20 protein-coding genes, 1 tRNA gene and 1 pseudogene are annotated in these 26,576 nt (G+C 62.6%); 17 read left to right on the plus strand and 5 right to left on the minus strand.

The genetic code is table 11. From position 1 onward, the window contains the following. Positions 1 to 9 precede the first annotated feature (9 nt). From ACSSU5_RS13215 to bfr, 4 genes are all read left to right on the plus strand, one after another. Positions 10 to 1,011: a DNA-directed RNA polymerase subunit alpha gene (locus ACSSU5_RS13215; protein ID WP_003255452.1), complete on the plus strand. Its 1,002-nt coding sequence runs from the start codon at positions 10 to 12 to the stop codon at positions 1,009 to 1,011. A 42-nt stretch (positions 1,012 to 1,053) separates the two neighbouring features. Next, positions 1,054 to 1,440 (plus strand): 50S ribosomal protein L17, encoded by a 387-nt coding sequence (rplQ, locus tag ACSSU5_RS13220; protein ID WP_003255451.1) that lies wholly within the window; start codon positions 1,054 to 1,056, stop codon positions 1,438 to 1,440. A gap of 172 nt (positions 1,441 to 1,612) precedes the next feature. Continuing rightward, positions 1,613 to 3,052, plus strand: a complete 1,440-nt coding sequence (locus ACSSU5_RS13225; protein ID WP_492559070.1) for a catalase — start codon at positions 1,613 to 1,615, stop codon at positions 3,050 to 3,052. A gap of 162 nt (positions 3,053 to 3,214) precedes the next feature. After that, positions 3,215 to 3,679: a bacterioferritin gene (bfr, locus tag ACSSU5_RS13230; RefSeq protein WP_264310518.1), complete on the plus strand. Its 465-nt coding sequence runs from the start codon at positions 3,215 to 3,217 to the stop codon at positions 3,677 to 3,679. Between the two features lie 69 nt (positions 3,680 to 3,748). Here bfr and uvrA read toward each other — a convergent pair whose 3' ends face one another. Beyond that, the gene (uvrA, locus tag ACSSU5_RS13235; RefSeq protein ID WP_264310517.1) at positions 3,749 to 6,583 is read right to left on the minus strand and encodes an excinuclease ABC subunit UvrA; all 2,835 of its coding nucleotides are present in this window, start codon (positions 6,581 to 6,583) and stop codon (positions 3,749 to 3,751) included. A 129-nt stretch (positions 6,584 to 6,712) separates the two neighbouring features. Between uvrA and ACSSU5_RS13240 the strand changes: the two genes are divergently transcribed. Together ACSSU5_RS13240 and ACSSU5_RS13245 are read left to right on the plus strand one after the other, a co-directional pair. Next, positions 6,713 to 8,107, plus strand: a complete 1,395-nt coding sequence (locus ACSSU5_RS13240; protein WP_264310516.1) for an MFS transporter — start codon at positions 6,713 to 6,715, stop codon at positions 8,105 to 8,107. A 9-nt stretch (positions 8,108 to 8,116) separates the two neighbouring features. Continuing rightward, positions 8,117 to 8,668, plus strand: a complete 552-nt coding sequence (locus ACSSU5_RS13245) for a single-stranded DNA-binding protein (protein ID WP_027594878.1) — start codon at positions 8,117 to 8,119, stop codon at positions 8,666 to 8,668. 110 nt (positions 8,669 to 8,778) lie between these two features. Here the strand turns inward: ACSSU5_RS13245 and ACSSU5_RS13250 are convergent. Together ACSSU5_RS13250 and ACSSU5_RS13255 are read right to left on the minus strand one after the other, a co-directional pair. Further along, positions 8,779 to 9,000, minus strand: a pseudogene (locus ACSSU5_RS13250) (GlcG/HbpS family heme-binding protein); the annotation flags it as partial. Positions 9,001 to 9,155: 155 nt separating this feature from the next. Beyond that, on the minus strand, positions 9,156 to 10,550 hold the full coding sequence (locus ACSSU5_RS13255) for an aminotransferase-like domain-containing protein (RefSeq protein ID WP_264310515.1): 1,395 nt from the start codon (positions 10,548 to 10,550) through the stop codon (positions 9,156 to 9,158). A gap of 441 nt (positions 10,551 to 10,991) precedes the next feature. On the opposite strand from ACSSU5_RS13255, the gene ACSSU5_RS13260 reads away from it, so the two are divergent. The 10 genes from ACSSU5_RS13260 to ACSSU5_RS13305 all read left to right on the plus strand — a co-directional run bounded on the left by ACSSU5_RS13260 (position 10,992) and on the right by ACSSU5_RS13305 (position 22,973). Then, the gene (locus ACSSU5_RS13260) at positions 10,992 to 12,017 is read left to right on the plus strand and encodes a TauD/TfdA family dioxygenase (protein WP_264310514.1); all 1,026 of its coding nucleotides are present in this window, start codon (positions 10,992 to 10,994) and stop codon (positions 12,015 to 12,017) included. Positions 12,018 to 12,048: 31 nt separating this feature from the next. Beyond that, positions 12,049 to 12,834: a sulfite exporter TauE/SafE family protein gene (locus ACSSU5_RS13265; protein ID WP_264310513.1), complete on the plus strand. Its 786-nt coding sequence runs from the start codon at positions 12,049 to 12,051 to the stop codon at positions 12,832 to 12,834. Between the two features lie 22 nt (positions 12,835 to 12,856). Further along, the gene (locus ACSSU5_RS13270) at positions 12,857 to 13,633 is read left to right on the plus strand and encodes an SDR family NAD(P)-dependent oxidoreductase (RefSeq protein ID WP_492559071.1); all 777 of its coding nucleotides are present in this window, start codon (positions 12,857 to 12,859) and stop codon (positions 13,631 to 13,633) included. 137 nt (positions 13,634 to 13,770) lie between these two features. Next, positions 13,771 to 16,839, plus strand: coding sequence for a formate dehydrogenase-N subunit alpha (fdnG, locus tag ACSSU5_RS13275; protein ID WP_492559072.1), 3,069 nt, complete (start codon positions 13,771 to 13,773; stop codon positions 16,837 to 16,839). Then, entirely contained in the window at positions 16,839 to 17,789 is a 951-nt protein-coding gene (fdxH, locus tag ACSSU5_RS13280; protein WP_264310510.1) for a formate dehydrogenase subunit beta, read from the plus strand. Before fdnG ends, fdxH begins: the two co-directional genes overlap by 1 nt. Then, complete coding sequence (locus tag ACSSU5_RS13285; RefSeq protein ID WP_492559073.1) at positions 17,786 to 18,442, plus strand: formate dehydrogenase subunit gamma; 657 nt, start codon at positions 17,786 to 17,788, stop codon at positions 18,440 to 18,442. Before fdxH ends, ACSSU5_RS13285 begins: the two co-directional genes overlap by 4 nt. Before the next feature lie 4 nt (positions 18,443 to 18,446). Continuing rightward, positions 18,447 to 19,373 carry a formate dehydrogenase accessory protein FdhE gene (gene fdhE / locus ACSSU5_RS13290; RefSeq protein ID WP_264310508.1) on the plus strand — a complete coding sequence of 309 codons (927 nt, stop codon included), beginning with the start codon at positions 18,447 to 18,449 and terminating at the stop codon, positions 19,371 to 19,373. Between the two features lie 151 nt (positions 19,374 to 19,524). After that, positions 19,525 to 20,952 carry an L-seryl-tRNA(Sec) selenium transferase gene (selA, locus tag ACSSU5_RS13295; RefSeq protein ID WP_492559074.1) on the plus strand — a complete coding sequence of 476 codons (1,428 nt, stop codon included), beginning with the start codon at positions 19,525 to 19,527 and terminating at the stop codon, positions 20,950 to 20,952. Next, entirely contained in the window at positions 20,949 to 22,871 is a 1,923-nt protein-coding gene (selB, locus tag ACSSU5_RS13300) for a selenocysteine-specific translation elongation factor (RefSeq protein ID WP_492559075.1), read from the plus strand. Before selA ends, selB begins: the two co-directional genes overlap by 4 nt. Positions 22,872 to 22,877: 6 nt before the next feature. After that, positions 22,878 to 22,973: transfer RNA gene (locus ACSSU5_RS13305), tRNA-Sec, on the plus strand. 98 nt (positions 22,974 to 23,071) lie between these two features. Here ACSSU5_RS13305 and ACSSU5_RS13310 read toward each other — a convergent pair. Beyond that, positions 23,072 to 24,061, minus strand: coding sequence for an asparaginase (locus tag ACSSU5_RS13310; RefSeq protein WP_492559076.1), 990 nt, complete (start codon positions 24,059 to 24,061; stop codon positions 23,072 to 23,074). Between the two features lie 72 nt (positions 24,062 to 24,133). After that, on the minus strand, positions 24,134 to 25,576 hold the full coding sequence (locus tag ACSSU5_RS13315) for an alanine/glycine:cation symporter family protein (RefSeq protein ID WP_264310504.1): 1,443 nt from the start codon (positions 25,574 to 25,576) through the stop codon (positions 24,134 to 24,136). Between the two features lie 177 nt (positions 25,577 to 25,753). Between ACSSU5_RS13315 and ACSSU5_RS13320 the strand changes: the two genes are divergently transcribed. Further along, positions 25,754 to 26,563 (plus strand): helix-turn-helix domain-containing protein, encoded by an 810-nt coding sequence (locus ACSSU5_RS13320; protein ID WP_264310503.1) that lies wholly within the window; start codon positions 25,754 to 25,756, stop codon positions 26,561 to 26,563. Positions 26,564 to 26,576: the final 13 nt, after the last annotated feature.

A 26,576-nucleotide genomic window follows, 5' to 3' on the forward strand; every position in this document is an offset into this window, starting at 1 on the left:
GGTGCATCCATGCAGATTTCGGTAAATGAGTTCCTGACTCCCCGCCACATTGATGTGCAGGTAGTCAGTCCGACCCGCGCCAAGATCACGCTCGAGCCTCTCGAGCGTGGCTTCGGCCACACCCTGGGCAACGCGCTGCGCCGCATCCTGTTGTCCTCCATGCCTGGCTGTGCAGTAGTCGAGGCCGAGATCGATGGCGTACTCCATGAGTACTCCGCGATCGAAGGTGTTCAGGAAGACGTAATTGAAATCCTGTTGAACCTGAAAGGCCTGGCTATCAAACTGCACGGTCGTGACGAAGTTACGCTGACCTTGTCGAAAAAGGGTTCGGGGGTGGTTACCGCTGCCGATATTCAGCTGGATCACGATGTCGAGATCGTCAACCCCGATCACGTAATCGCGAACCTGGCGTCGAATGGCGCCCTGAACATGAAGCTCACTGTAGCTCGTGGTCGCGGTTACGAGCCGGCCGACTCCCGTCAGACCGACGAAGACGAAAGCCGTAGCATTGGCCGTCTGCAGTTGGACGCTTCGTTCAGCCCGGTGCGTCGTATCGCCTATGTGGTCGAAAACGCCCGTGTTGAACAGCGTACCAACTTGGACAAGCTGGTCATTGATCTGGAAACCAACGGCACCCTGGATCCTGAAGAGGCTATCCGCCGCGCTGCGACCATCCTGCAACAGCAGCTGGCCGCGTTCGTCGACCTCAAAGGTGACAGTGAGCCTGTCGTAGTCGAGCAGGAAGACGAGATCGATCCGATCCTGCTGCGTCCGGTTGACGACCTGGAACTGACTGTACGTTCGGCCAACTGCCTCAAGGCGGAGAACATCTACTACATCGGCGACCTGATTCAGCGTACCGAAGTAGAGTTGTTGAAGACTCCTAACCTGGGCAAGAAGTCCCTGACCGAAATCAAGGACGTCCTGGCCTCTCGTGGTCTGTCTCTCGGCATGCGCCTCGACAACTGGCCGCCTGCAAGTCTTAAGAAAGACGACAAGGCGACCGCCTGATCGTCGTAATCACCGAACGTAGTGTTTGGTAAGGAATGAATCATGCGTCATCGTAAAAGTGGACGTCACCTGAGCCGTACCAGCTCTCACCGCAAAGCTATGTTCCAGAACATGGCTGTGTCGCTGATCGAGCACGAGCTGATCAAAACCACCCTGCCGAAAGCCAAGGAACTGCGCCGCGTTGCCGAGCCGCTGATCACCCTGGCCAAGGAAGACAGCGTTGCTAACCGTCGTCTGGCCTTCGACCGTACCCGTTCGAAGTCCGCTGTTGGCAAACTGTTCAACGATCTGGGCAAGCGCTACGCCACCCGTCAGGGCGGCTACCTGCGCATCCTGAAGTGCGGTTTCCGCGCTGGCGACAACGCGCCTATGGCGTACGTCGAGCTGGTTGATCGTCCAGTCGGTGGTGCTGTAGAAGCTGCCGAGTAAGACGTTCTGTCTGCTACAAAGAACCGGGCCTTGTGCCCGGTTTTTTGTGTCTGCAGGTATTGTTAATTTCTATTGATACAAGTCATGTAATGAATTTGTTCTGAAACAACCGCTGGTCAATACTCCTATCCAAGCCGATTAGCCGGCAGTTCAAGACCGATAAGGAGAGCCCATGAGCAAGATTCTCACCACCGCCAGCGGTGCACCTGTAGCTGACAATCAGAACTCCCGTTCTGCCGGCCCGCGCGGCCCGCTGCTGCTCGACGATTTCCACCTGATCGAGAAGCTCGCCCACTTCAACCGCGAAAACATTCCAGAGCGTCGTGTTCACGCCAAGGGTTCGGGCGCGTATGGCACCTTCACCGTCACCCGGGACATTACCGCTTACACCAGCGCCAAGCTGTTCGAGCAGGTCGGCAAGCAGACCGAAACGTTCCTGCGCTTCTCCACGGTCGGCGGCGAGCGTGGCTCGGCCGACACCGAGCGTGACCCTCGTGGTTTTGCAGTCAAGTTCTACACAGAGGAAGGCAACTGGGACATCGTTGGCAACAACACGCCGGTGTTCTTCATCCGTGACCCGCTCAAGTTCCCGGACTTTATCCACACCCAGAAGCGCCACCCGCAGTCCAACCTGAAGAACGCGCAAATGATGTGGGACTTCTGGTCGCACTCGCCTGAGGCGCTGCACCAGGTTACCATCCTGTTCTCCGACCGCGGCATTCCGGACGGCTACCGTCACATGCACGGCTTTGGCAGCCACACCTACAGCCTGCTCAGCGCTGCGGGTGAGCGCACCTGGGTCAAATGGCACTTCAAGACCCAGCAAGGCATCAAGAACCTCGCCCCTGCCGACGCTGCGCGTCTGGCCGGCACGGACCCGGATTACGCCCAGCGCGACCTCTTCGAAGCCATCGGGCGTGGCGACTACCCACGTTGGACCGTATGCATCCAAGTGATGAGTGAGGCCGAGGCGGCCAGCCGTGACGAGAACCCGTTCGATGTGACCAAGACCTGGTCGCAGAAGGATTATCCACTGATCGAGGTGGGCGTACTGGAGCTCAACCGCAACCCGCTCAACTACTTCGCTGAGGTCGAGCAAGCGGCGTTCGGCCCGAGCAACATGGTCCCTGGTGTCGGGCTGTCGCCTGACCGCATGCTGCAGGGCCGGGTGTTCGCCTACGCCGATGCGCACCGCTACCGCGTGGGCACCAATCACCAGCAGTTGCCGGTCAACGCACCGCGCTGCCCGGTCAACAGCTACCAGCGTGATGGTTCGATGGCCATTGGCAGCTACGGCAGCGCGCCTAACTACGAGCCAAACAGCTACGTTGACGCACCCAAGCAGTCTCCACGCCATGCCGAGCCTGGGCTGGCCCTGAATGGTTCGGCGGATCGCTACGATCACCGCGAGGACAACGACTACTTCAGCCACGCCGGTGCACTGTTCCGCCTGATGGACGAACAACAGAAGGCGTTGCTGATCAGTAACATCGCCGGCGCCATGGCCGGTGTGAGCGAAGATGTGATCCAGCGCCAGTTGCAGTACTTCTTCAAGGCCGACCCGGCCTACGGTGAGGGCATTGCCAAGGCGCTGGGCGTCTATCTCGCCTAAGTCGAAGTGATAAGAAGAACCGCCCTCATTTGGGCGGTTTTTCAATGAATATCACTACTGTTTAACCGATTTTTTGCATCTAATTGCGCGTTTTTCAGTGACCGCGAGCAAATCGTGGTTCACACTATGTCCATTGATGTTTTCACATGGAGAAGCAGGGCGATGCAAGGTCACCCGGACGTAATCAACTACCTCGTCACGTTGCTGAAGGGCGAACTGGCAGCGCGCGACCAGTACTTCATTCACTCGCGTATGTATGAAGACTGGGGCCTGTCCAAGCTCTATGAGCGCATTAACCACGAGATGGAAGAGGAAACGCAGCACGCCGATGCGCTGATGCGGCGTATCCTCATGCTCGAAGGCACCCCCGACATGCGTGCGGATGACCTCGAAGTGGGTAGCACCGTGCCGGAAATGATCGAAGCTGACCTCAAGCTCGAATACAAGGTGCGTGCCGCGCTGTGCAAAGGCATCGAGCTGTGCGAACTGCACAAGGACTACATCAGCCGCGACATCCTGCGCGTGCAATTGGCCGACACTGAAGAAGATCACACCTACTGGCTGGAGAAGCAGCAGGGTCTGATCAAGGCCATCGGCCTGGAAAACTACCTGCAGTCGCAGATGTAAGTTATCCACAGTCCACGAAAAAGCCCCTGGCACCTTACGGTACCAGGGGCTTTTTCATGCACAGGCAGATCAGGCCCGGTCACGCTCCAACAACGGCTTGAGGTAGTGCCCGGTGTAAGACTGCTTCATCTTGGCCAGTTCTTCCGGCGTACCACTGGCAATGATCTGGCCACCCTTGGAGCCACCCTCCGGCCCCAGGTCCACCAGCCAGTCCGCCGTCTTGATCACGTCCAGGTTGTGCTCGATCACCACCACGGTATTGCCGTGGTCGCGCAGACGGTGCAGCACGTCGAGCAACTGCTGGATATCGGCGAAGTGCAGGCCGGTGGTCGGCTCGTCGAGGATATACAGGGTCTTGCCGGTATCGCGCTTGGACAACTCGCGAGACAGCTTCACCCGCTGTGCCTCACCCCCAGACAAGGTAGTCGCCGACTGCCCCAGCTTGATGTACGACAGGCCCACGTCCATCAGGGTTTGCAGCTTGCGCGCCAGCGCCGGGACCGCGTCGAAGAACTCGCGGGCATCCTCAATGGTCATTTCCAGGACCTCGTGGATGTTCTTGCCCTTGTACTTGATCTCCAGGGTTTCGCGGTTGTAGCGCTTGCTCTTGCACACATCGCACGGCACGTAGATGTCCGGCAGGAAGTGCATCTCGACCTTGATCAGGCCGTCACCCTGGCAGGCCTCGCAACGGCCACCCTTGACGTTGAACGAGAAACGACCGGGGCCATAGCCGCGTGAGCGCGATTCTGGAACCCCCGAGAACAGTTCGCGGATCGGCGTGAAAATGCCGGTATAGGTCGCCGGGTTGGAGCGGGGGGTACGACCGATCGGGCTCTGGTCGATATCCACCACTTTGTCCAAGTGCTGCATGCCATCCATGCTGCTGTGCGGCGCGGCTTCCAGGCTGCTCGCACCGTTGAGCGCGGTAGCGGCGAGGGGGTACAGGGTGTTGTTGATCAGGGTCGATTTGCCCGACCCGGATACGCCCGTGACGCAGGTCAGCAGGCCGATCGGGATTTCCAGGTCGACGTTTTGCAGGTTGTTGCCGCGGGCGCCCTTGAGCTTCAGCGAGAGTTTCTTGTCACGCGGTGTGCGTTTGGCCGGCACGACGATCTTCTTGCGCCCGGACAGGTACTTGCCGGTCAGCGAGTCGGGATGCGCCATGACCTCCTCGGGCGTGCCCTCTGCGACGATCTGGCCGCCATGCACGCCTGCACCCGGGCCGATGTCCACCACATAGTCGGCCAGGCGGATAGCGTCCTCGTCATGCTCGACCACGATCACCGTGTTGCCCAGATCGCGCAGGTGGTTGAGGGTGGCCAGCAGGCGGTCGTTGTCGCGTTGATGAAGACCGATGGACGGTTCATCGAGGATATACATCACCCCGACCAGGCCCGCGCCGATCTGGCTGGCGAGGCGGATGCGCTGGGCTTCACCCCCCGACAGGGTGTCGGCGCTGCGGTCCAGCGTGAGGTAATCCAGGCCAACGTTGACCAAAAACTGCAGGCGCTCGCAGATTTCCTTGAGAATTTTCGACGCAATTTCGCCACGGCGCCCGGTCAGGGTCAGCTCGCCAAAGTAGCTGCTGGCCTCACCGATGGGCAGGTTGGTGACCGCCGGCAGCGTTTTCTCGCCCACCCACACGTGACGCGCTTCGCGCCGCAGGCGGGTGCCGCGGCAGTCGGGGCAGGGCTGGGTGCCGAGCAGCTTGGCCAGTTCTTCACGCACGGTGGCCGACTCGGTCTCACGGTAGCGCCGCTCCAGGTTCGGCACGATGCCCTCGAACGGGTGCGAGCGTTTGACGATGTCGCCGCGGTCGTTGAGGTACTTGAAGTCGACGCTCTGCTTGCCGCTGCCTTGCAGGATCACTTTCTGGTGTTCGGCCGACAGCTCGCCGAACGGCTCCTCCAGGCTGAACCCATAATGCGCAGCCAGCGAACCGAGCATCTGGAAGTAATAGACGTTGCGCCGGTCCCAGCCGCGTATCGCTCCCTCGGCCAGGGTCAGCTCAGTGTTGACCAGGCGTTTGGTATCGAAGAACTGCTTGACCCCCAGGCCATCACAGGTCGGGCAGGCACCTGCCGGGTTGTTGAAGGAGAACAGCTTGGGTTCCAGCTCACTGATCGCATGGCCACAGACCGGGCAGGCGAAGCGGGCGGAGAAGATCATTTCTTCGCCTTCTTCATCGTCCATCGGCGCCACCAGGGCGATGCCGTCGGCCAGCTTGAGTGCGGTCTCGAACGACTCGGCCAGACGCTGTTGCAGGTCGGCGCGGACCTTGAAACGGTCTACCACCACATCGATGCTGTGCTTCTTCTGTTTATCCAGCTTGGGCAGCTCATCGAGCTCGTAGAGCTTGCCGTTGACCCGCGCGCGGACGAAGCCCTGGGCGCGCAGTTCGTCGAACACCGCCAGGTGCTCGCCCTTGCGCTCGCGGATAACCGGGGCCAGCAACATCAGCTTGCTGCCTTCGGGGCGTTCCAGTACCAGGTCGACCATCTGGCTGATGGTCTGCGCCTCCAGCGGGATGTCGTGGTCCGGGCAGCGCGGGGTGCCGACGCGGGCGTAAAGCAGACGCAGGTAGTCGTAGATCTCGGTGATGGTACCGACGGTGGAGCGCGGGTTGTGCGACGTCGACTTCTGCTCGATGGAAATGGCCGGGGAGAGGCCTTCGATAGTATCGACGTCGGGCTTTTCCATCATCGACAGGAACTGCCGGGCATAGGCCGACAGGGATTCCACATAGCGGCGCTGGCCTTCGGCGTACAGCGTGTCGAACGCCAGGGAGGACTTGCCGGATCCGGACAGGCCGGTGATCACGATCAGCTTGTCCCGCGGCAGGGTCAGGTCGATGTTCTTCAGGTTGTGGGTACGTGCCCCACGAATCAGGATCTTGTCCACTGCGGCCTCGCTCGGCGGGCATAAACAAGGAAGTATACGGCGCGCTGCCATTACGCGGCAAAGCGTCGCGTATATGCCGTCAAGCTGTCGGACTGATAGAATCGCCGCCGGTTCACACGAGGTTAATCCATGCACGACACCCACAACGAGCGCATGAGTGGCAGCGAAACCCGCGCCGCAGGCGGCCTGGCCCTGGTCTTTGCTTTTCGTATGCTGGGCATGTTCATGGTCTTGCCGGTGCTGGCCACCTACGGCATGGACCTGGCCGGCGCCACGCCCGCGCTGATCGGCCTGGCCATTGGCGCCTATGGCCTGACCCAGGCGTTCTTGCAGATCCCGTTCGGGATGGTGTCCGACCGCATTGGCCGCCGTCCGGTGATCTACCTGGGGCTGGTGATCTTCGCGCTGGGCAGCGTGCTGGCGGCACAGGCCGACTCTATCTGGGGGGTAATCGCCGGGCGGATTCTGCAGGGCGCGGGGGCGATTTCCGCCGCCGTCATGGCGCTGCTGTCCGACCTTACCCGCGAACAGCACCGCACCAAGGCCATGGCCATGATCGGCATGAGCATCGGCCTGTCGTTCGCCGTAGCCATGGTCGTCGGCCCGCTGTTGACCAGTGCCTTCGGCTTGTCAGGATTGTTCCTGGCCACGGCAGGACTTGCCCTGGTCGGTATTCTGCTGATCGCCTTCGTCGTACCCAACACCCATAGCACCTTGCAGCATCGCGAATCGGGTGTCGCACGCCAGGCGCTCGGCCCAACGCTGCGTCATCCCGACCTTCTGCGCCTGGACATCGGTATCTTCATCCTTCATGCCATCCTCATGGCCAGCTTCGTCGCGTTACCCCTGGCCTTCGTCGAGCGGGGCGGCCTGCCCAAGGAAGAGCATTGGTGGGTGTACCTGACCGCGCTATTCATCTCATTTTTTGCAATGGTCCCGTTCATCATCTACGGCGAAAAAAAGCGCAAGATGAAACGCGTGCTGGCTGGAGCGGTCAGTGTGTTGCTGCTGGTCGAGGTGTTCTTCTGGCAGTGGGCTGACAACTTGCGCGGACTGGTGATTGGCACCGTGGTATTCTTTACTGCATTCAACCTGCTGGAAGCCTCGCTGCCTTCGCTGGTGAGCAAGGTGTCGCCTGCGGGCGGCAAGGGAACGGCAATGGGGGTGTACTCCACTAGCCAGTTCCTGGGTGCTGCCCTTGGAGGAATCCTTGGCGGCTGGTTGTTCCAGCACGGTGGGCTGAACACGGTGTTCCTGGGTTGCGCGGTGCTGTGTGCCGTTTGGCTGGTCGTCGCATTGCGCATGAACGAGCCGCCCTATGTGACCAGCCTGCGCATGCCGCTGACGCCCGAGGCAGTCCGGGAAGCCGGGTTGACCGAACGCCTGATGGCCGTGCCGGGTGTAACCGACGCCGTTGTGGTGGCAGAAGAAGCCGCCATCTATATCAAACTGGATACGAAAATTTTGGACCGTACGACCCTCGAGCGTCTGGTAAACCCAGCCTCATCGGCGTGCGAAGCCTAGGAGAACGTTATGGCCCGTGGGGTTAACAAAGTCATTCTGGTCGGCACCTGTGGCCAGGATCCCGAAGTCCGCTACCTGCCCAACGGTAACGCCGTGACCAACCTGAGCCTGGCTACCAGCGAGCAGTGGACCGACAAGCAGTCGGGCCAGAAGGTCGAGCGTACCGAGTGGCACCGTGTGTCGCTGTTCGGCAAGGTTGCCGAAATCGCCGGTGAATACCTGCGCAAGGGTTCGCAGGTGTACATCGAAGGCAAGCTGCAGACCCGCGAGTGGGAAAAAGACGGCATCAAGCGTTACACCACCGAAATCATCGTCGACATCAACGGCACCATGCAGCTGCTGGGCGGCCGTCCGCAGAACCAGCAAGGTGGCGGCGACCAGTACAACCAGGGTGGTGGCAACAACTACAACCAGGGTGGCCAGCAGCAACAGTACAACCAGGCCCCGCCACGTCAGCAGGCCCAGCGCCCGCAGCAGGCGCCACAGCGTCCTGCGCCGCAGCAGCCAGCGCCGCAGCCGGCTGCTGACTTTGACAGCTTTGATGACGATATTCCGTTCTGACCAGAGCGGTAAACGTTGTTGCTACACCGAAACCCAGGGCATTTGCTCTGGGTTTTTTTATGTGCAAGACATGATCATGGTCGGGAGACGGAGGCGTTGATGTTGCAGGTTCATGCATCGCCATCCAGCGCTGCCTGGGCAAATTGCGCGTCGAGTTCCGGCGTTGCGCCGCTGATACCAATGCCGCCGATATGCTGGCCGTTAGCATCCATGATGGGCAGGCCACCCCCCAGTAATGTGAAGCCTGGCAGTGACGCATAGGGGGTTGCTGGAAGGGCGGCGCTTCGTTCTGCAAGCGTGCTGGACGAAAGCGGGAAGCGGGCGGAAGTCGAGGATTTTTCGGCAACCTAGCAGGCGATTGTTGTTTGTGGATGTAGTCCGCTTCTGAAATTAATGCCGACCCGAGACAGACGGCTGATGCCGCTACGCCAGTAAGCGGGCATGGCGTCATCAGCTATCAAGAATCCGGTGTTGGATATCACCGTCGCTAGTAAAAAAGCCGAGGCTCCGGCGAGTCCAGCAGGCTGACCAGCTTGGTCAGGGCAAAGCCTAGTTCCGCGCGGCTTGGCGTCATCAGGGCGATGCGCACGCCGCAGGTGGCATGGCTGCGCTCCGGCAAGAACTGGCTACCACTGACCACCGTAACGCCATTGTTGCGGGCCAGGTTGGCAAATTCGTCGCTGGTCCAGGCCTCGGGCAGCTCCAGCCAGATATGGAAACTGTTGGGCTGGCTGCGGATCTTGTACTTGCCGAGGATTTCGCGGGCCATTTGCTGGCGCGCGGCTGCTTCGTCCTGCTGCACCTGCACCAGTTGGTCGGCCATGCCGCTGTTGATCAGGTTGCTGGCCAGTTGCGCCATCAACGGCGATGGCATCCAGACGCTGCTGCGCACCATCGACGAGAGCCGCGAGAGGGTCTGTGGCGGGGCATACAGGTAACCGATCCGCAACGCTGGGAGCACGCTCTTGGACAGGCTGGTCAGGTACACCGAGCGCTCAGGTGCATAGGCCGCCAAAGGCTTGTAGCCAGGTGCCGGCTCAAGAAAACCATAGATATCGTCATCGACGATGAACAGGTCGAACTCGCGGGCAATGGCAGCGATGGCTTCACGGCGCGCGTGGGGCATGATCGAGTTGGTCGGGTTCTGGTGGGTGGTCACGCACACCAGCAGGGAAGGGCGGTGCTCCAGGCACGCCGCGCGCAGGGCCTCTGGAATCAGGCCATGTTCGTCCATGGCCACGCCGCGCAGTCGGCGCCCCATGCTATGGGCCAGCGAAATGATGCCTGGGTAGCAGAATGACTCGCACAGTATGACGTCGTCGCTTTTGGACAGGCTGCTGATGGCCACCAACAGGCCGTGCTGGGCACCTGAGGTCAGTACCACCTGCTGCCAGTTGGCTTCGGGTAACCAGCGTTGAATCCACGCCGCTCCGGCCTGCTTGTGCGTCGCATGGCCACCCTCGGTGACGTAGTCGAGCACCTGGCCCAGATCGGGTGAATCGGCCAGCTCGTTTATCGCCCCGCGCAACCAGTCAGTCATGTGAGCGTCATTGGGTTTGATGATCGAAAGGTCGATCTGCCCACTCTCGCGCTCAGCTGGCGCAGGCGCGGGGCGGGCTGCCGAGGCTGGGGCATGTGCCTGGCGTTGCTGCAGCACGAAGGTTCCGCGCCCGACCTCGCCCACCACCAGGCCACGTTTGGCTGCTTCGTCATAGGCTCGCCCGATGGTGCCAGGCGTCACGTTCAATGACTCGGCCAGGTCCTTGAGGGTCGGCAGGCGTTCGCCAGCGACCAGCCGGCCACTGCCGATGTCCTGTTCAAGGGCGTCGGCGATCATCAGATAGACCGGCTGCGCCAGGTCGCTGTAGTGAGGAACCCACATAGAAATGGCACCAAAAGCTGCAAGAACGCGGAAGCCTAGCACGAAAGGTCGGATAGGAGTAATTGTGTTTTCTTGTAGGCAAATTGCATCGATTTAGATGATTTTCGCTCGCAAGCTCAGGGGGCTAAAGGTGTTGTTTTCTGCAGATTTTGGCCTGTTCCTCCAGTATCCAGATTCTGATTGTTAGAAATCTTTTGAAATCAATGAGTTGATTGAATCGATTCAATCGATGATCTTCCTTCTTGATGAAATGGATTGAGTCGATTCTATTTTTGTAATTACAATGATTGAGTCGATGCAATTCGCGGGTGCCTGAGATGCCCCCGCCATTCCCATCGCACAGCTGTGAACGGCTTCAAAAAAAGACAACGTCTGCCGCCTCTGCCCGGCTTAGCACGACACCGAATGGCCTCAAGCTAGCTCAATGGAATATCACTCGAAATGGAAAGCGCACACCTGCAACAAGGAGCCGAGCCTCAGACCTCACTGGAGATCCGCCTGCCTTGGGTTACCTCAAGTGCCTGGCAAACCTTACTGAACAATACCCCCCTCGATTTCGAAACCAGCAAAGAGCTCTACCCTCAGCTCAAGGATCAGGCACAGGAGGTGCTGGGCAAGGCACTCTGTCAGCAGATCCGTGGTTTCGTCGAAGACCCGCAGTTGACCTGCATGATCGTGCGCAACTGCCCACGCGACCGTGACGTTCCCCCCACGCCGTACTCCGGGGTACTCAGCCCGCGCAGCACGCCAATAGCTTGCCTGGTCAGCCTGACCATGCAGAGCCTGATGGGGATAAACCCGATCGTTTATGAAGGGGAGAACGACGGGCGCCTGTTCCGCCATGTCATCCCGGCGCGCACCTCGTCCAGCCACAAGAGCTCCCACGGCTCGCGGCTGCGTTTTTCCTACCACGTCGACAACCCGGACTTGCCGTTGTCATCCGAACCCCTGGGCACGGCATCCTGCTGCCCGGAGTACCTGTCGTTCTTCGGTATGCGCTGCGACCCACGTATCAGCACAACGCTGGTCAACCTCGATGCGGTAGTGGCGTCGCTGCCCTCTGCCACCGTGCGCGAACTTTGCCTGCCACAGTTCGAAATCCGTCGCCCCGACTCGTTCACCGCCAATCGGCGATGCACCGCCGAACTGCCCGTGCTGGCACGTGGCAATGCGGGCGAGTGGTTGTGCCGTTTCGACAGCGAGAACACCCACGGCCTGAACCTGCGTGCCGAGCAAGCCCTGGCTAGCCTGCGCGGCGTGCTTGAGACCCGCCGCTTCGATGAGCCGCACCTGCTGCTGCCGGGCGATTTCATGATTTTCAAGAATCAGCGCGTGTTGCATGCCCGGGATGGCTTCGAGCCGCAGAACGACGGTGCCGACCGCTGGTTGTTGCGCCTGTTCGCGGTCAACGACCTGAACCGTGTGCATTTCGCTCGCGCCGATCACCTCTACGAAGTGCGCTCCTGATCTCACTCAATGACTCGATGGAAGTAACGATATGGAACTGTTAGGCGCTTTCTGGGCGGAACACTGGCTGCTGGCGATCCTGATGCTGGGGGCGATCGCGTTCATTGCAGGTTTCGTCGACAGTATTGCCGGCGGCGGCGGGCTGTTTCTGGTACCTGGTTTTCTGCTGGTAGGCATGCCGCCCCAGGTGGCCCTTGGTCAGGAAAAACTGGTCAGCACCCTCGGCACGCTGGCGGCCATTCGCAACTTCCTGGCCAACAGCAAGATGGTCTGGAAAGTGGCGCTGGTCGGGGTGCCGTTCTCGTTGCTCGGCGCCTACCTGGGGGCGCACCTGATCGTGTCGATCTCCCAGGAGACCGTGGGCAAGATCATCCTGGCGCTGATCCCGTTCGGCATCCTGATCTTCCTCACCCCCAAGGACCGTCCGGTCGAGGAGCGCGAGCTGTCACCGCGCATGCTGTACACCGTGGTGCCGCTGACCTGCCTGACCATCGGCTTCTATGACGGCTTCTTCGGCCCCGGCACCGGCAGCATGTTCATCATCGCCTTCCACTACCTGCTGCGCATGGACCTGGTCTCCAGCTCGGCCAACTCCAAGACCTTCAACTTCGCCTCCAACATCGGCGCGCTGGTGGCTTTCATCATGGCTGGCAAGGTTGTGTACCTGCTCGCCCTGCCACTGGTGGCCTGCAACATTCTCGGCAACCACATGGGCAGTGCCCTGGCCTTGCGCAAAGGCAACGACGTGGTGCGCAAAGTGTTGGTGTTCTCGATGCTGTGCCTGTTCACCAGCCTGGGCGTGAAGTACCTGGTCTGACTTACCCAACCGGAGATAACTGATGAAAACCGCATTCGTAACCGGCGCCTCCTCGGGGTTCGGCCGTGCCATTTGTCGTACCCTGGTTGCCAAGGGCTACCGCGTGATCGGCGGCGCCCGGCGCATGGACAAACTGCTGGCACTGGAAGGTGAACTTGGGGTCAATTTCATCCCCCTGGCCCTCGATGTCACCGACCCTGTGTCGCTTGAGGCGGCGGTCGAGCAGATCCGTGATGCTTCGCTGCAGATCGACTTGCTGGTCAACAACGCCGGGCTGGCGCTGGGCGTCGATCGCGCCCAGGCCAGCAGCGCCGAAAACTGGCAGCGGATGATCGACACCAACGTCACCGGCCTGGCCATGGTCACCCACAAGATCCTGCCGCAGATGGTGGCGGCGGACTGCGGGATGATCATCAACATAGGCTCCATCGCCGGCACTTACCCCTACCCAGGCGGCAACGTGTATGGCGCCAGCAAGGCTTTCGTTCGCCAGTTCAGCCTGAACCTGCGTGCCGACCTGGCCGGTACTCGCGTTCGGGTGAGCAATATCGAACCGGGCCTGTGTTCGGGCACTGACTTCTCGGTGGTGCGCCTCAAAGGCGATCTGGAGGCAGTGCAGGCGCTGTACCGTGACGTAGAGGCCATCCTGCCGGAGGATATCGCTGCCACGGTGGCGTGGATTGCAGACCAGCCCGCGCATGTGAACATCAATACCATCGAGATCATGCCGGTGGCGCAAAGCAGTGGGGCGCTGAATGTGGTGCGCAATCTGCCGCGAGAAGGGGCGTCCGCCGGATAGGCAGGTGTGGGCGTCACTCCTGATCGGGATTCTTTGACTACAGTTATTCATTGGTGGCCAGCTTCTGTGCCACCGCCGTGATGACTTAGAGGCGCCGGCCACGTGCCAGGTGCTCAAAACCTGATCAGGAGTGCACGATGGACCTTAACCGTCGGCAATTCTTCAAGGTCGCCGCCGTCGGCCTTGGAGGCTCGAGCCTGGCGGCGTTGGGCATGGCCCCGACGCCGGCATTCGCCGAGCAGGTGCGTCACTTCAAGCTGGCGCACACCCTCGAAACCCGCAACACCTGCCCCTACTGCTCGGTCGGCTGCGGCCTGATCATGTACAGCCAGGGCGATGCGGGCAAGAACGTCAAGCAGAGCATCATCCATATCGAAGGCGACGCTGACCACCCCGTCAACCGCGGCACCCTGTGCCCGAAAGGCGCGGGCCTGCTGGACTTTATCCACAGCCCGAGCCGCCTGCAGTACCCACAAGTGCGCAAGCCAGGCAGCAACGAGTGGGTGCGGGTGGAGTGGGACGAAGCGCTCGACCGCATCGCTGATCTGATGAAGCAGGACCGCGACGCCAACTTCATCGAGAAAAACGCCCAGGGGCACACCGTCAACCGTTGGCTCACCACCGGTTTTCTCGCTGCCTCCGCCGCCTCCAGCGAGGCTGGCTACCTGACCCACAAGGTCGTCCGCGCAACCGGCATGCTGGGGTTCGATAACCAAGCACGTGTCTGACATGGCCCGACGGTGGCAAGTCTTGCCCCGACGTACGGCCGTGGTGCCATGACCAACCATTGGTCCGATATCGCCAACGCGAATCTGGTCCTGGTGATGGGGGGCAACGCAGCAGAAGCGCATCCGTGCGGCTTCAAGTGGGTGACCGAGGCCAAGGCGCACAACAAGGCGCGGCTGATCGTGGTCGACCCGCGGTTTACCCGTACCGCCTCGGTGGCGGACTACTACGCGCCCATCCGCACCGGCAGCGACATCGCCTTCATGGGCGGGCTGATCAACTACCTGCTCAGCACTGACAAGATCCAGCACGAGTACGTGCGCAACTACACCGACGTGTCGTTCATCGTCAAAGAAAGCTACGGCTTCGAGGACGGGCTGTTCAGCGGCTACGACGCGGCCAAGCGCGTGTACGCCGACAAGTCCGGCTGGGGCTACGAGTTGGGTGAGGACGGCTTCGCCAAGGTCGACCCGACCCTGCAGCACCCGCGTTGCGTGTTCCAGTTGATGAAACAGCACTACAGCCGCTACACCCCGGAACTCGCCAGTATGACCTGTGGCATGCCGCAGGACGCCATGATGAAGATCTGGGAAGAGATCGCCACGTGCTCGGTACCGGGCAAGACCATGACGATCCTCTACGCGCTGGGCTGGACCCAGCATTCGATCGGTGCGCAGATTATCCGCAGTGCGGCGATGGTCCAGCTGCTGCTGGGTAACGTTGGCATGCCGGGCGGCGGGGTCAACGCCTTGCGTGGGCACTCCAACATCCAGGGCCTGACCGACCTCGGCCTGCTGTCCAACTCGCTGCCGGGCTACCTGACCCTGGCCGGCGATGCCGAGCAGGACTACGCCGCCTTCATCGACAAACGCGCCTCCAAGCCCCTGCGGCCTGGGCAACTTTCCTACTGGCAGAACTACGGCAAGTTCCACGTCAGCCTGATGAAGGCCTGGTATGGCGCCAATGCCACGGCGGAAAACAACTGGGGCTACGACTGGCTGCCCAAGCTCGATGTGCCGGCCTACGACGTGCTGCGCATGTTCGAGATGATGAGCCAGGGCAAGGTCAACGGTTACGTCTGCCAGGGCTTCAACCCGATTGCCGCGCTGCCGGACAAGAACCGCGTCACCGCGGCGCTGGGCAAGCTCAAGTGGCTGGTGATCATGGACCCGCTGGCCACCGAAACCTCGGAGTTCTGGCGCAACGCCGGGCCGTTCAACGATGTCGACACGGCCAACATCCAGACCGAAGTGATCCGCCTGCCCACCACCTGCTTCGCCGAGGAGGATGGTTCGCTGGTCAACAGCAGCCGCTGGCTGCAGTGGCACTGGAAGGGCGCTGACGGCCCGGGCCAGACCCGCACCGACGTGCACATCATGAGCGAGCTGTTCCTGCGCCTGCGCCAACGCTACCAGGCCGAGGGTGGCGCCTACCCCGATGCCCTGATGAACATCAGCTGGCCGTACAAGATCCCTGAAGAGCCGTCTCCGGAGGAGCTGGCCAAAGAAATGAACGGCTGGGCCGTGACCGACGTCACCGACCCAACGGGGGCGGTGCTCAAGGCTGGGCAACAGCTGTCGGGCTTCGGCCAGCTCAAGGATGACGGCAGCACCGCGTCGGGCTGCTGGATTTTCGCCGGCAGCTGGACCGAGCAGGGCAACCAGATGGCCCGCCGTGACAACAGCGACCCGTACGGCATGCACCAGGTGCAGAACTGGGCCTGGGCCTGGCCGGCCAACCGCCGCATTCTCTACAACCGTGCCTCCTGCGACCCACAAGGCAAGCCCTGGGACCCAGAGAAAAAGCGCCTGGTGTGGTGGAGCGGCAAGGCCTGGACCGGCACCGACGTGCCCGACTTCAAGGTCGATTCGCCACCGGAAGCCGGGATGAACCCGTTCATCATGAACCCCGAGGGCGTGGCGCGGTTCTTCGCCATCGACAAGATGGCCGAAGGCCCGTTCCCCGAGCATTACGAGCCGTTCGAAACACCGATCGGCATCAACCCGCTGCACCCGCAGAACAAGAAGGCCACCAGCAACCCGGCCGGGCGGATCTTCGATTCGGTGTGGGACACCCTCGGCACCCATGATGAATTCCCCTACGCGGCGACCACCTACCGGCTGACCGAGCACTTCCACTTCTGGAGCAAGCATTGCCGGCTCAACGCCATCGCCCAGCCCGAGCAGTTTGTCGAGATCGGCGAGGTGCTGGCGAACGAGAAGGGCATCAAGGCGGGTGACCGGGTGCGGGTGTCGAGCAAGCGTGGGCATATCGATGCAGTGGCGGTGGTGACCAAGCGGATTCGCCCGCTGCAGGTCAACAACCAGACCGTTCACCAGATCGGCATCCCGCTGCACTGGGGCTTCACCGGGGCGACCCGGCACGGCTACCTGACCAACACCCTGGTGCCGTTCCTGGGTGATGGCAATACCCAGACGCCGGAGTCCAAGTCGTTCCTCGTCAAAGTGGAGAAACTCTGATGGCCAGCCAAGACATCATTGCCCGCTCGGCCACCACCACCGTGCCGCCCTCGGTACGCCAGCAGCAGGAAGTCGCCAAGCTGATCGACACCACCAAGTGCATCGGCTGCAAGGCCTGCCAGGTGGCGTGTTCGGAGTGGAACGAACTGCGTGACGAGGTCGGCCACAACCACGGTACTTACGACAACCCCCAGGACCTCACGGCCGAGACCTGGACCCTGATGCGCTTCACCGAGCACGAGCGCGACGACGGCAACCTGGAGTGGCTGATCCGCAAGGATGGCTGCATGCACTGCGCCGACCCCGGTTGCCTGAAGGCCTGCCCAAGCCCGGGGGCGATCATCAAGCACGCCAACGGCATCGTCGATTTCAACCAGGACCACTGCATCGGCTGCGGCTACTGCATCACCGGTTGCCCGTTCAACATCCCGCGCATCTCGCAGAAGGATCACAAGGCGTACAAATGCACGCTGTGCTCCGACCGGGTGACCGTGGGCCTGGAGCCGGCCTGCGTGAAGACCTGCCCGACCGGGGCGATTGTGTTCGGCAGCAAGGATGAGATGAAGGTGCATGCCGCCGAACGTATCGTCGACCTCAAGTCGCGCGGCTACGACAACGCCGGGCTGTACGACCCCGATGGCGTCGGCGGCACCCACGTGATGTACGTGCTGCACCATGCTGACACGCCCAGGTTGTACGCCGGCCTGCCGGACCAGCCGGTGATCAGCCCGCTGGTGGGCTTGTGGAAGGGCTTTACCAAGCCGCTGGCGTTGCTGGCCATGGGCGCGGCGGTGCTGGCCGGGTTCTTCCACTATGTGCGAGTTGGCCCGCAGCGGGTCGAAGAGGATGAGCACCCCACACCGCCTGATGACAGCGTGCACCAGGTGGACCCGGCGGTGCATGTCTACGATCCGAAGCAGCCCGGTGGGCAAGGGGAGCAGCGGCCATGAACGACAACAAACCCATCTTGCGGTACAACGCCAACGAGCGGACCAACCACTGGATCGTTGCCATTCTGTTCGTCATGGCCGGGCTTTCCGGGCTGGCGCTGTTTCACCCGGCGCTGTTCTGGCTCAGCCACCTGTTCGGCGGCGGGCCGTGGACGCGCATCCTGCACCCGTTCATGGGCGTGGCGATGTTCGTGTTCTTCCTCGGCCTGGTGGTGCGCTTCTGGCGCGCCAACTTCATTACCGCCAATGACCGGCTGTGGCTGCGCCGCATCGATCGGGTGATGGTCAACCGGGAAGACGGTGTGCCGCCCATTGGCAAGTACAACGCGGGGCAGAAGCTGCTGTTCTGGACGCTGCTGTTGTGCATGCTGGTGTTGTTGCTCAGTGGTGTGGTGATCTGGCGCGCGTATTTCAGCCATTTCTTCGATATCGGTTCCATTCGCCTGGCCACCTTGCTCCATGCGCTGGCGGGATTTGTGCTCATCCTCAGCATTATTGTGCACATCTACGCCGGTATCTGGATCAAGGGTTCGATCGGCGCCATGCTGCATGGCTGGGTCAGCCGCGCCTGGGCGCGCAAGCACCATGAGTTGTGGTACCGCGAAGTGACCGGTGACAAAACGCCGGGCGATCACGGACGTAAAAAAGGATGAGCGCGTGAGCACGATACTCCAACCCGGGCAGATCGAAGCGTCGGCGGTGGCGCCGCCGTTTCTGCACCTACCGCCCAAAGACCTGTTCACCCTGCGTGCCGAGCGGCTGGAGCGGTTGGCCGAGGGCAATGCCCTTGGCGATTACTTGCGGCTTATCGCGTGGCTGTGTCGCTGCCAGCAGCAACTTGTGGATAACCCGCCGAGTGGTTTGCCGGTGGCCGAAGCGCGTCAGCGCCTGTGCATAAGCCATGGTTTGCCTCCCCTTGCGGCCGACAGCCTGGTGCGCGAAGGGCCATGGCTGGTCTGGATGCAGGCGTTGATCGAGCAGTTCGATGAAGAGGCCAGCGGCCCACTAGGTACGGCGTTACAGGCACTGCGCGACAGCGACGACAGCCAGCGCAAGGTATGGGGTATCGCGCTGCTCGCCGGGCAGTTCGACGCCGTGCCGGCGGCGTTGGTGCCGTTTCTTGGCGCCGCACTACAGGCCGCGTGGTTCAGCTGGCTGCTGGCGCTGCCGGCAACCGAGCTCAAGCCCTCCGGCAGCCTTGCCCAGTGCCCGGCCTGCGGCTCGCAGGCCATGGCCGGGGTGGTACGTAACCGCGGCAAGCACAACGGCCTACGGTATCTGGCCTGCTCGCTGTGTGCCTGCGAATGGCACGTGGTGCGGGTCAAGTGCGTGTACTGCGCGTCGAGCAAGGGGCTGCGCTATACCAGCCTGGAGGATGACCGCCATGCGCCGGGCAAGGCGCCGCTGCGGGCGGAGTGCTGCCCGGAGTGCGACAGCTACCTGAAGCAGAGTTACCTGGAGAACGATGCGGCAGCCGAGCCGTTGGCTGATGACCTGGCCAGCCTGGCGCTGGATATCCGGCTGGATGAGGAGGGGTTTCACCGGCTGGCGCCGAACCTGATGCTGGCGCCGGGTGGCGGGTGAGTGTCTACACTGCAAGTCGAGTCGCGCCCTTCGCGGGGCAAGCCCGCTCCCACAGGTACACCAGCTTCAAGGCCTGTGCAAAGCCTGTGGCAGCGGGCTTGCCCGCGAAAGGGCCAGAACAGACAACGGATCAGCTGAAGGGTAGTACCTGATGTCTTCAAGCCTCGCCAACGACACCCCACGCCTGCCTTCCATCGACACCCTCCTGCGCCACCCAGCCTGCCTCCCGCTGATCGACCGCCATGGCCGCGACGCCGTGCTCGCCACCCTGCGCCAACTGCTCGACGACCTGCGCGAACCCACCCGCCAGGGCCAACTCAGCTCCGCCGAACTGGCCGCCGAAGTGCTGCTCGGCCGCACCGGCGAGCGCCTGGCCAGCCAGCAACGCAGCCAGGTCCGCCGCGTGTTCAACCTCACCGGCACTGTATTGCACACCAACCTCGGCCGCGCGCTGTTGCCGGAAGAGGCCATCGAAGCCATGCAGACCGCCGCCCGTTACCCGCTCAATCTGGAGTTCGACCTGGCCACCGGCAAGCGCGGCGACCGTGACGACCTGATCGAAGGCCTGATCCGCGAGCTGACCGGCGCCGAAGCCGTCACCGTGGTCAACAACAACGCAGCGGCCGTGCTGCTGGCGCTGAACAGCCTGGGCGCGCGCAAGGAGGGCATCATCTCCCGTGGCGAGCTGATCGAGATCGGCGGTGCTTTTCGCATCCCCGACATCATGGCCCGCGCTGGGGTGCGCCTGCACGAAATCGGCACGACCAACCGCACTCACGCCCGTGACTACGAAGCCGCCATCGGCCCGCGCACTGGCCTGTTGATGCGCGTGCATTGCAGCAACTACAGCATCCAGGGCTTCACCACCCAGGTGCCTACCGCCGAGTTGGCGTGCATCGCCCATCAACATGAACTGCCGCTGCTCGAAGACCTGGGCAGCGGCAGCTTGCTCGACCTGACCCGCTGGGGCCTGCCGGCCGAGCCGACCGTGCGCCAGGCGCTGGCCGACGGCGCCGATATCGTGACCTTCAGCGCCGACAAGCTGCTTGGCGGGCCGCAGGCTGGGATCATCGTTGGGCGCAAAGACCTGATCGCCAAGATCAAGAAGAACCCGCTCAAACGCGCACTGCGCGTCGACAAGCTCACCCTTGCCGCCCTCGAAGCGGTGCTGGCGTTGTACCGCAACCCGGACCGGCTGGCCGAGCGCCTGCCCAGCCTGCGCCTGCTGACCCGCAGCCAGGCCGATATCCAGGCCCAGGCCGAGCGCCTGGCACCCGAACTCAGGGCCCATCTCGACACTCAATGGGCCGTCAGCGTGGAGCCGGCGCTGGGCATGATCGGCAGCGGCAGCCAGCCGGTAGCTCGCCTGCCGAGCGCCGCGCTGTGCCTGCGCCCGCAGGTATCGAAGAAGCTGCGCGGGCGTAGCCTGCATGTGCTGGAGCGCGCCTTGCGCGAGTTGCCGGTGCCGGTGCTGGGGCGTATCGACGGCGATGCGCTGTGGCTCGACCTGCGCCAGTTGGATGACGAAGCCCAGTGGCTGGCGCAACTGCCGGCCCTGCAGCTGGGGCCTGTGCAGTGATTGTCGGCACTGCGGGCCATATCGACCACGGCAAGACCGCTCTGCTCCGGGCCTTGACCGGGCAGGCTGGCGACCATCGCCAGGAAGAGCGCGAGCGCGGCATGACCATCGATCTGGGCTACCGCTATGCAGCGCTGGCCACAGGCGCGCCACTGACTGGCTTTATCGATGTGCCTGGCCACGAGCGTTTTATCCACAACATGCTGGCGGGGGCCCACGGCATCGACCTGGTGTTACTGGTGGTGGCGGCGGACGACGGCGTCATGCCGCAGACCCGTGAGCACCTGGCGATCATCGAGTTACTCGGCATCCCTCAGGCGCTGGTGGCAGTCAGTAAGTGCGACCGGGTAGAGCCGTCGCGCTTGGCCGAGGTGCAGGCGCAGATTGCCGCGCTGCTGGCGCCGGGGCCTTATGCAGGGGCCTCGCAATTTGCACTGTCCAGCATCACGGGCGAGGGGGTGGATGCGTTACGCCAGGCGCTGTTGCAGGCTCAAGGGCGCGTGCGGCAGCGCAGCGTGCGCGGCGGTTTTCGTTTGGCCATCGACCGCGCCTTTGCCGTATCCGGTGCCGGCGTGGTGGTCACCGGCACGGCATTGGCCGGCCAGGTCCGTGCGGGCGATACCTTGTTGTTGGGCAAGGCAGGCAAACCTGTGCGGGTGCGCGGCCTGCATGCGCAGAACCAAGCAGCGCTGATGGCCGAAGCGGGCCAGCGGGTGGCGTTGAACATCGCCGCCGAGCGGTTGGCGGTCGAGCAGGTGCACCGGGGTGACTGGCTGGTGCCCGAGTGGCTGCACGCGCCCAGCGTTCGGGTCGATATCGAACTGACGCTGCTTGCCGGTGAACCCCGCCCGTTCGAGCACTTCAGCGCTGTGCACGTCCATCTTGGCACCCAGGATGTGACCGCCCGCGTGGCGTTGCTCGAAGGTGAGGTGCTGCTGGCAGGCCAGCGCATGTTTGCCCAGTTGTTACTCAACGCGCCGCTGCAAGCCGTGCATGGCGACCGGCTAGTGCTGCGCGATCAGCGCGCCCAGCGCACGCTGGGGGGCGGGCGGGTGCTTGACCCGTTTGCGCCGAGTCGGCAGCGCCGTAGTGAGGCGCGGTTGTGTCAGCTCCAGGTGCTGCGTGATGCCGAGGACCTGGAGCAGGCGTTACCCGCCTTGCTGGACACCGCGCCCGCCGGGCTCGACCCGCAGCGGCTGGAGCGGCAGTTCAATCGCTTGCGTGCGGGCTGGCAGTTGCCGGCGAATGTCGTGGTGATTGCCACGCGTCAGGGGCCGTTGTTGTTTGCTCGCGCGACGTGGGGCGCGCTGAAGCAACAGTTGCTGGAGCAACTGGCGCTGTTTCACCAGCAGGAACCCGACCAGCTCGGCCCGGATCGCGACCGCTTGCGACGCTTTGCGGCCTTGGCGCTGGAGCGTCCGGCGTTCGTCAGCCTGTTGGATGAGTTGCTCGATGAGGGGCAGGTTTCCAGCAGCGGCCCTTGGTTGCATCTACCCGATCACAAGGTGCAGTTGAGTGAGGCCGATAACGCCTTGTGGGCGCGATTGGAGCCACGTTTGCTGGAGGGGCAGTACGATCCACCCTGGGTCAGGACCTTGGCGAACGAAGCGGGCTGCGCCGAGGCGGATATCCGCCTGCTGTTGCGCAAGTTGGCCAGGCTGGGGGTGGTGCACCAGGTGGTGCGTGATCTGTTCTACCCTGCAGCGACGGTGCAGCACATGGCCGCGTTGTTGCTTGGCCAGGCAAGTGAAGCGTCGGTAGTGCAGGTGGCAGCGTTTCGCGATATGTTGGGCATCGGTCGCAAGCGCAGTGTGCAGATTCTCGAGTACTTCGACCGCATCGGCCTGACCCGCAGGGTTGCCGATCAGCGTTACATCCGCGCCGACAGCGCCCTGGCCCAGCAGCAGGCCAGGCACTGAGTTCAAGGAAGGCAATCGCGCCCGGTGGCGCGGCCGGGCTTCAAACCCGGTTGGGGACGGCAGCCGTTCCCGGGCAGGTTCGACTCCCGCTGCCTTCCGCCACTTCCTGCCGCAGTCCAGGCCTCTCTTTTCAAGGATGAACTGCGACACCCACATTGTGGGAGCGGGCTTGCCCGCGAAGAGGCCCGAAAGCGCGACGCTTAAGCCCGCTCACCACACAGATCCAGTGCAAACCACTGCTCTGCAGCTTCTGCCCCCAACCCAGCCCCCAGCAGCGCAAACAATTTGCCCAGCGCCGCCTCACGGGTCATGCCGCCGCCACTGACAAGGCCAGCGCCACGCAGGCGGTTACCTGCTGCATAGGTATCGAACACCACCGACCCTTCCGGGCACTGGCTGATTGCAACCAGCACCACACCCCGCTGGCGAGCGGCCTGCAGCACGTCCAGCAATGCCTGGTCATCCGATGGGCCGGTGCCGCTGCCGTAGCACTCCAGCAGCAACCCTTGCACGCCGCTGTCGAGCAGTGCCCGCAGATGCTCGGCCTGCAAGCCAGGAAACACCGGCATCACCGCCAGGTTGACCGGCTGGCGCGGGTGCGTGTAGCCAAGCTCGGCGGGAAGGGCGCTGGCACGCTCACTGTCGCGATGACGCGGCAGGGCAGCAAAGGCATCGAAGGCCTCGCTGCGCAGTTTCGAAGCCCGGCAGCCGTGCAGCAACTGCCCGTGAAAGTACAGCTGCACGCCGTCTTCCAGGCCCTGCTCGAACTGGCGCAGGGCGCCGCACAGGTTGTCCCAGGCATCACTGCCCGGTGCACCGGCCGGCAACATTGAGCCGGTCAGCAGCACCGGTGCCGGCAAGCCAAGCAGCAGGAACGACAACGCTGCGGCACTGTGCGCCAGGGTGTCGGTGCCATGCAGAACCAGCACGCCATCATGGCCGGCAACGTCCACTGCCTGGACGATGGCATCGCGCATGGCCAGCCAGTTGTGCTGCTGCATGTTGGCGCTGTCGAGCAGCGGGTTCATTTCCTGCAGTGTCCAGTGCAGTTGTGGTGCATCGGTCAGTTGGGCGAAGTGCTCGCGCATCCGCGCATCAAAACCGCCCGCTGGCGCCAGGCCTTCAGGGGTTTCGAGCATGCCGATGGTGCCGCCGGTGTACAGGACGAGAAGATTCTTTACTGCGCGCATGGAGAACATCCGTAGCGGTGAGCGGAGAAAGAAGAGCCGCCCACGGGTGGGGCGGCTGGGCAGGGGAGGATATCAGCGCTGCGGCTGGGCTTGGCCAACGGCTTTGTCAGTGGCTGTTTCCGCCTGCGGATTGGCAGGCCAGGCATCGCGGTCTAGGTCCAGGTCGGCGAACTTCGCAGAATCGAACACAGGCTGCTTGATGCCTGCTTTGCGCTGCTCGTCGTAGTCGCGCATTACGCGCAGGCCGACCTTGAACAGCAAGGCCAGGGCGACCAGGTTGACGAAGGCCAGGCAAGTCATGGTGATGTCGGCGAAGGCGAACACGGTCGACAGGTCCTGTACCGAACCCCATACCACCAGTGCCAGTACTGCAGCGCGGAAGGCCAGCAGGACCACGCGGTTGCGGCTGAGGAACTGCAGGCTGTTTTCGCCCAGGTAGTAGTTGTAGAGGATGCAGGTGAACACGAACAACGACAGGGCGACGCTGACGAACAGGCGGCCCCAGTCACCGACCACGGCGGCCAGCGAGTTCTGGGTCAGGACGATGCCGTCCCCTTCAAAGCCTGGGGTGTAGAAGCCCGACAGCAAGATCAGCAGCGCGGTGCAGGTGCAGATCACGAAGGTGTCGAGGAACACACTGAAGGCCTGTACCACGCCTTGGGCGCCCGGGTGTTTCACCGCAGCCACAGCCGCAACGTTCGGTGCGCTGCCAAGGCCTGCTTCGTTGGCGAACACGCCACGCTTCACGCCCATGACGATGGCGCTGCCAAGCAGGCCGGCGAAGGCTGGGTCAAGGCCGAAGGCGCTCTTGAAGATGGTTTCCAGCATGGCCGGCACGTGCTCGATCTGGGTGCCGATCACGTACAGGGTCACGCCGATGTAGGCCAGGGTCTTGATCGGAACCAGCAGGTCGGACACTGCGGCGATACGCTTGATGCCGCCGATGAACACGACTGCCAGCAGCACCGCCAGGGCGATACCGGTGTGGCTCGGGGCAAAGCCGAAAGCGTTTTGCAGCGAGTGGGTCACGGTGTACGACTGCAGGCCCATGAAGGCGAAGCCGTAGGTGACCAGCAGCAGAATGGAGAACACCACTGCCATGCTTTTCAGCTTCAGGCCGTGCAGAATGTAGTAGGCCGGGCCACCACGGTACAGGCCATCGCCATCGGCGCGCTTGTAGACCTGGGCCAGGGTACATTCGAAGAAGCTGCTGGACATGCCCACCAGTGCGGTGACCCACATCCAGAACACCGCGCCTGGGCCGCCGAGGGTCACGGCGATGCCGACACCGGCGATGTTACCCGCGCCCACGCGGCCGGCAAGGCTCAGCATCAGGGCCTGGAACGAGCTCAACTGGCCTGCCTGGCCGTGCAGCGATTCCTTGAACACGCTGAACATGTGGGCGAAATGACGGAATTGCACGAACCGCGAGCGAATGGTGAAGTAGCTGCCGAGTCCGACGATCAGCACGATGAGTAGTTTCCCCGAGAGGAAATCGTTGAGTGCTTCGAGCATTGGGAAATGACCTCGATTCTTATTCTTCGTGTGGAAAGACAGCGGGCGGCAGGCGCACCGCTATTCGTTGGGGCGCATGGTTGGCCATGACAAGAGTGGTTACAATTTCGCGTTTTGTTCTGAGTTGATGCGACTTGATGCTACACTTGCGTCATTCGCGTCACCTGGAAGTCCCGCATGAGCGATCATTTCGCTACCAACCTCAAACTGGCCTGCAGCCACTACCGCTCTATCTCGGAAGTTTGCCGACAGCTGTCGATCAACCGCGCGCAGTTCAACAAGTACCTCAGCGGCCAGAGCCGTCCGACGGCTTTCAACCTCAAGCGCATCGGCGATTTTTTCGGTGTCGAGGATTACGAACTGAATGTGCCCCCCGAGCAGTTCGCCCGGCTGATCGGTGCCCGCGTGTCGGCAGTGGCCGATCAGCCAACCGACCCGATCAGTGAGCTGTTCCGGCCCTTGCATGAGCACGCCGGCAACCTGTCGCGCTACTGTGGTTACTACTTCGAGTACTCCAACTGCATGTCAGTACCGGGGTCGATCCTGCTGTCGCTGGTGCACCTGCGCGAAGAGCGCGGCCGCTTCCTGTTCGAGCGCCAGGAGCGTCAGGAGCGCAGCAGCGCCACCGATCTGCACGCCGAGGTTCGATGCCGCTATCTGGGTGCGGCGTTCCAGTTGCAGGACCGGATGTTCCTGATCGACTACGAGTCGCTGACCCTCAATGAAATGAGCCAGACCATCCTCATCCCCAGTTTCAAAAGCCGCATCACCCGCCTGAACGGCCTGAAGACGGGGGTTTCCAGCGGCGACCGACGCAACCCGGCCTGCACCCGCGTGGTGTGGGAGTACCTGGGTGAGGAGATCAACCGCATCAATGCCTATCGCCAGGTCAAGCTGTACCGGCCGGATGACCCCCGCATCGATGACGACGTGCGCGAGCGGTTGAGCGTGGGGCCATTGAGTAATGGGCTATTCGAAATCGAGTGAGGGTCAGCCCGTC

The organism is Pseudomonas sp. E1MeOHC2, assembly GCF_058745025.1.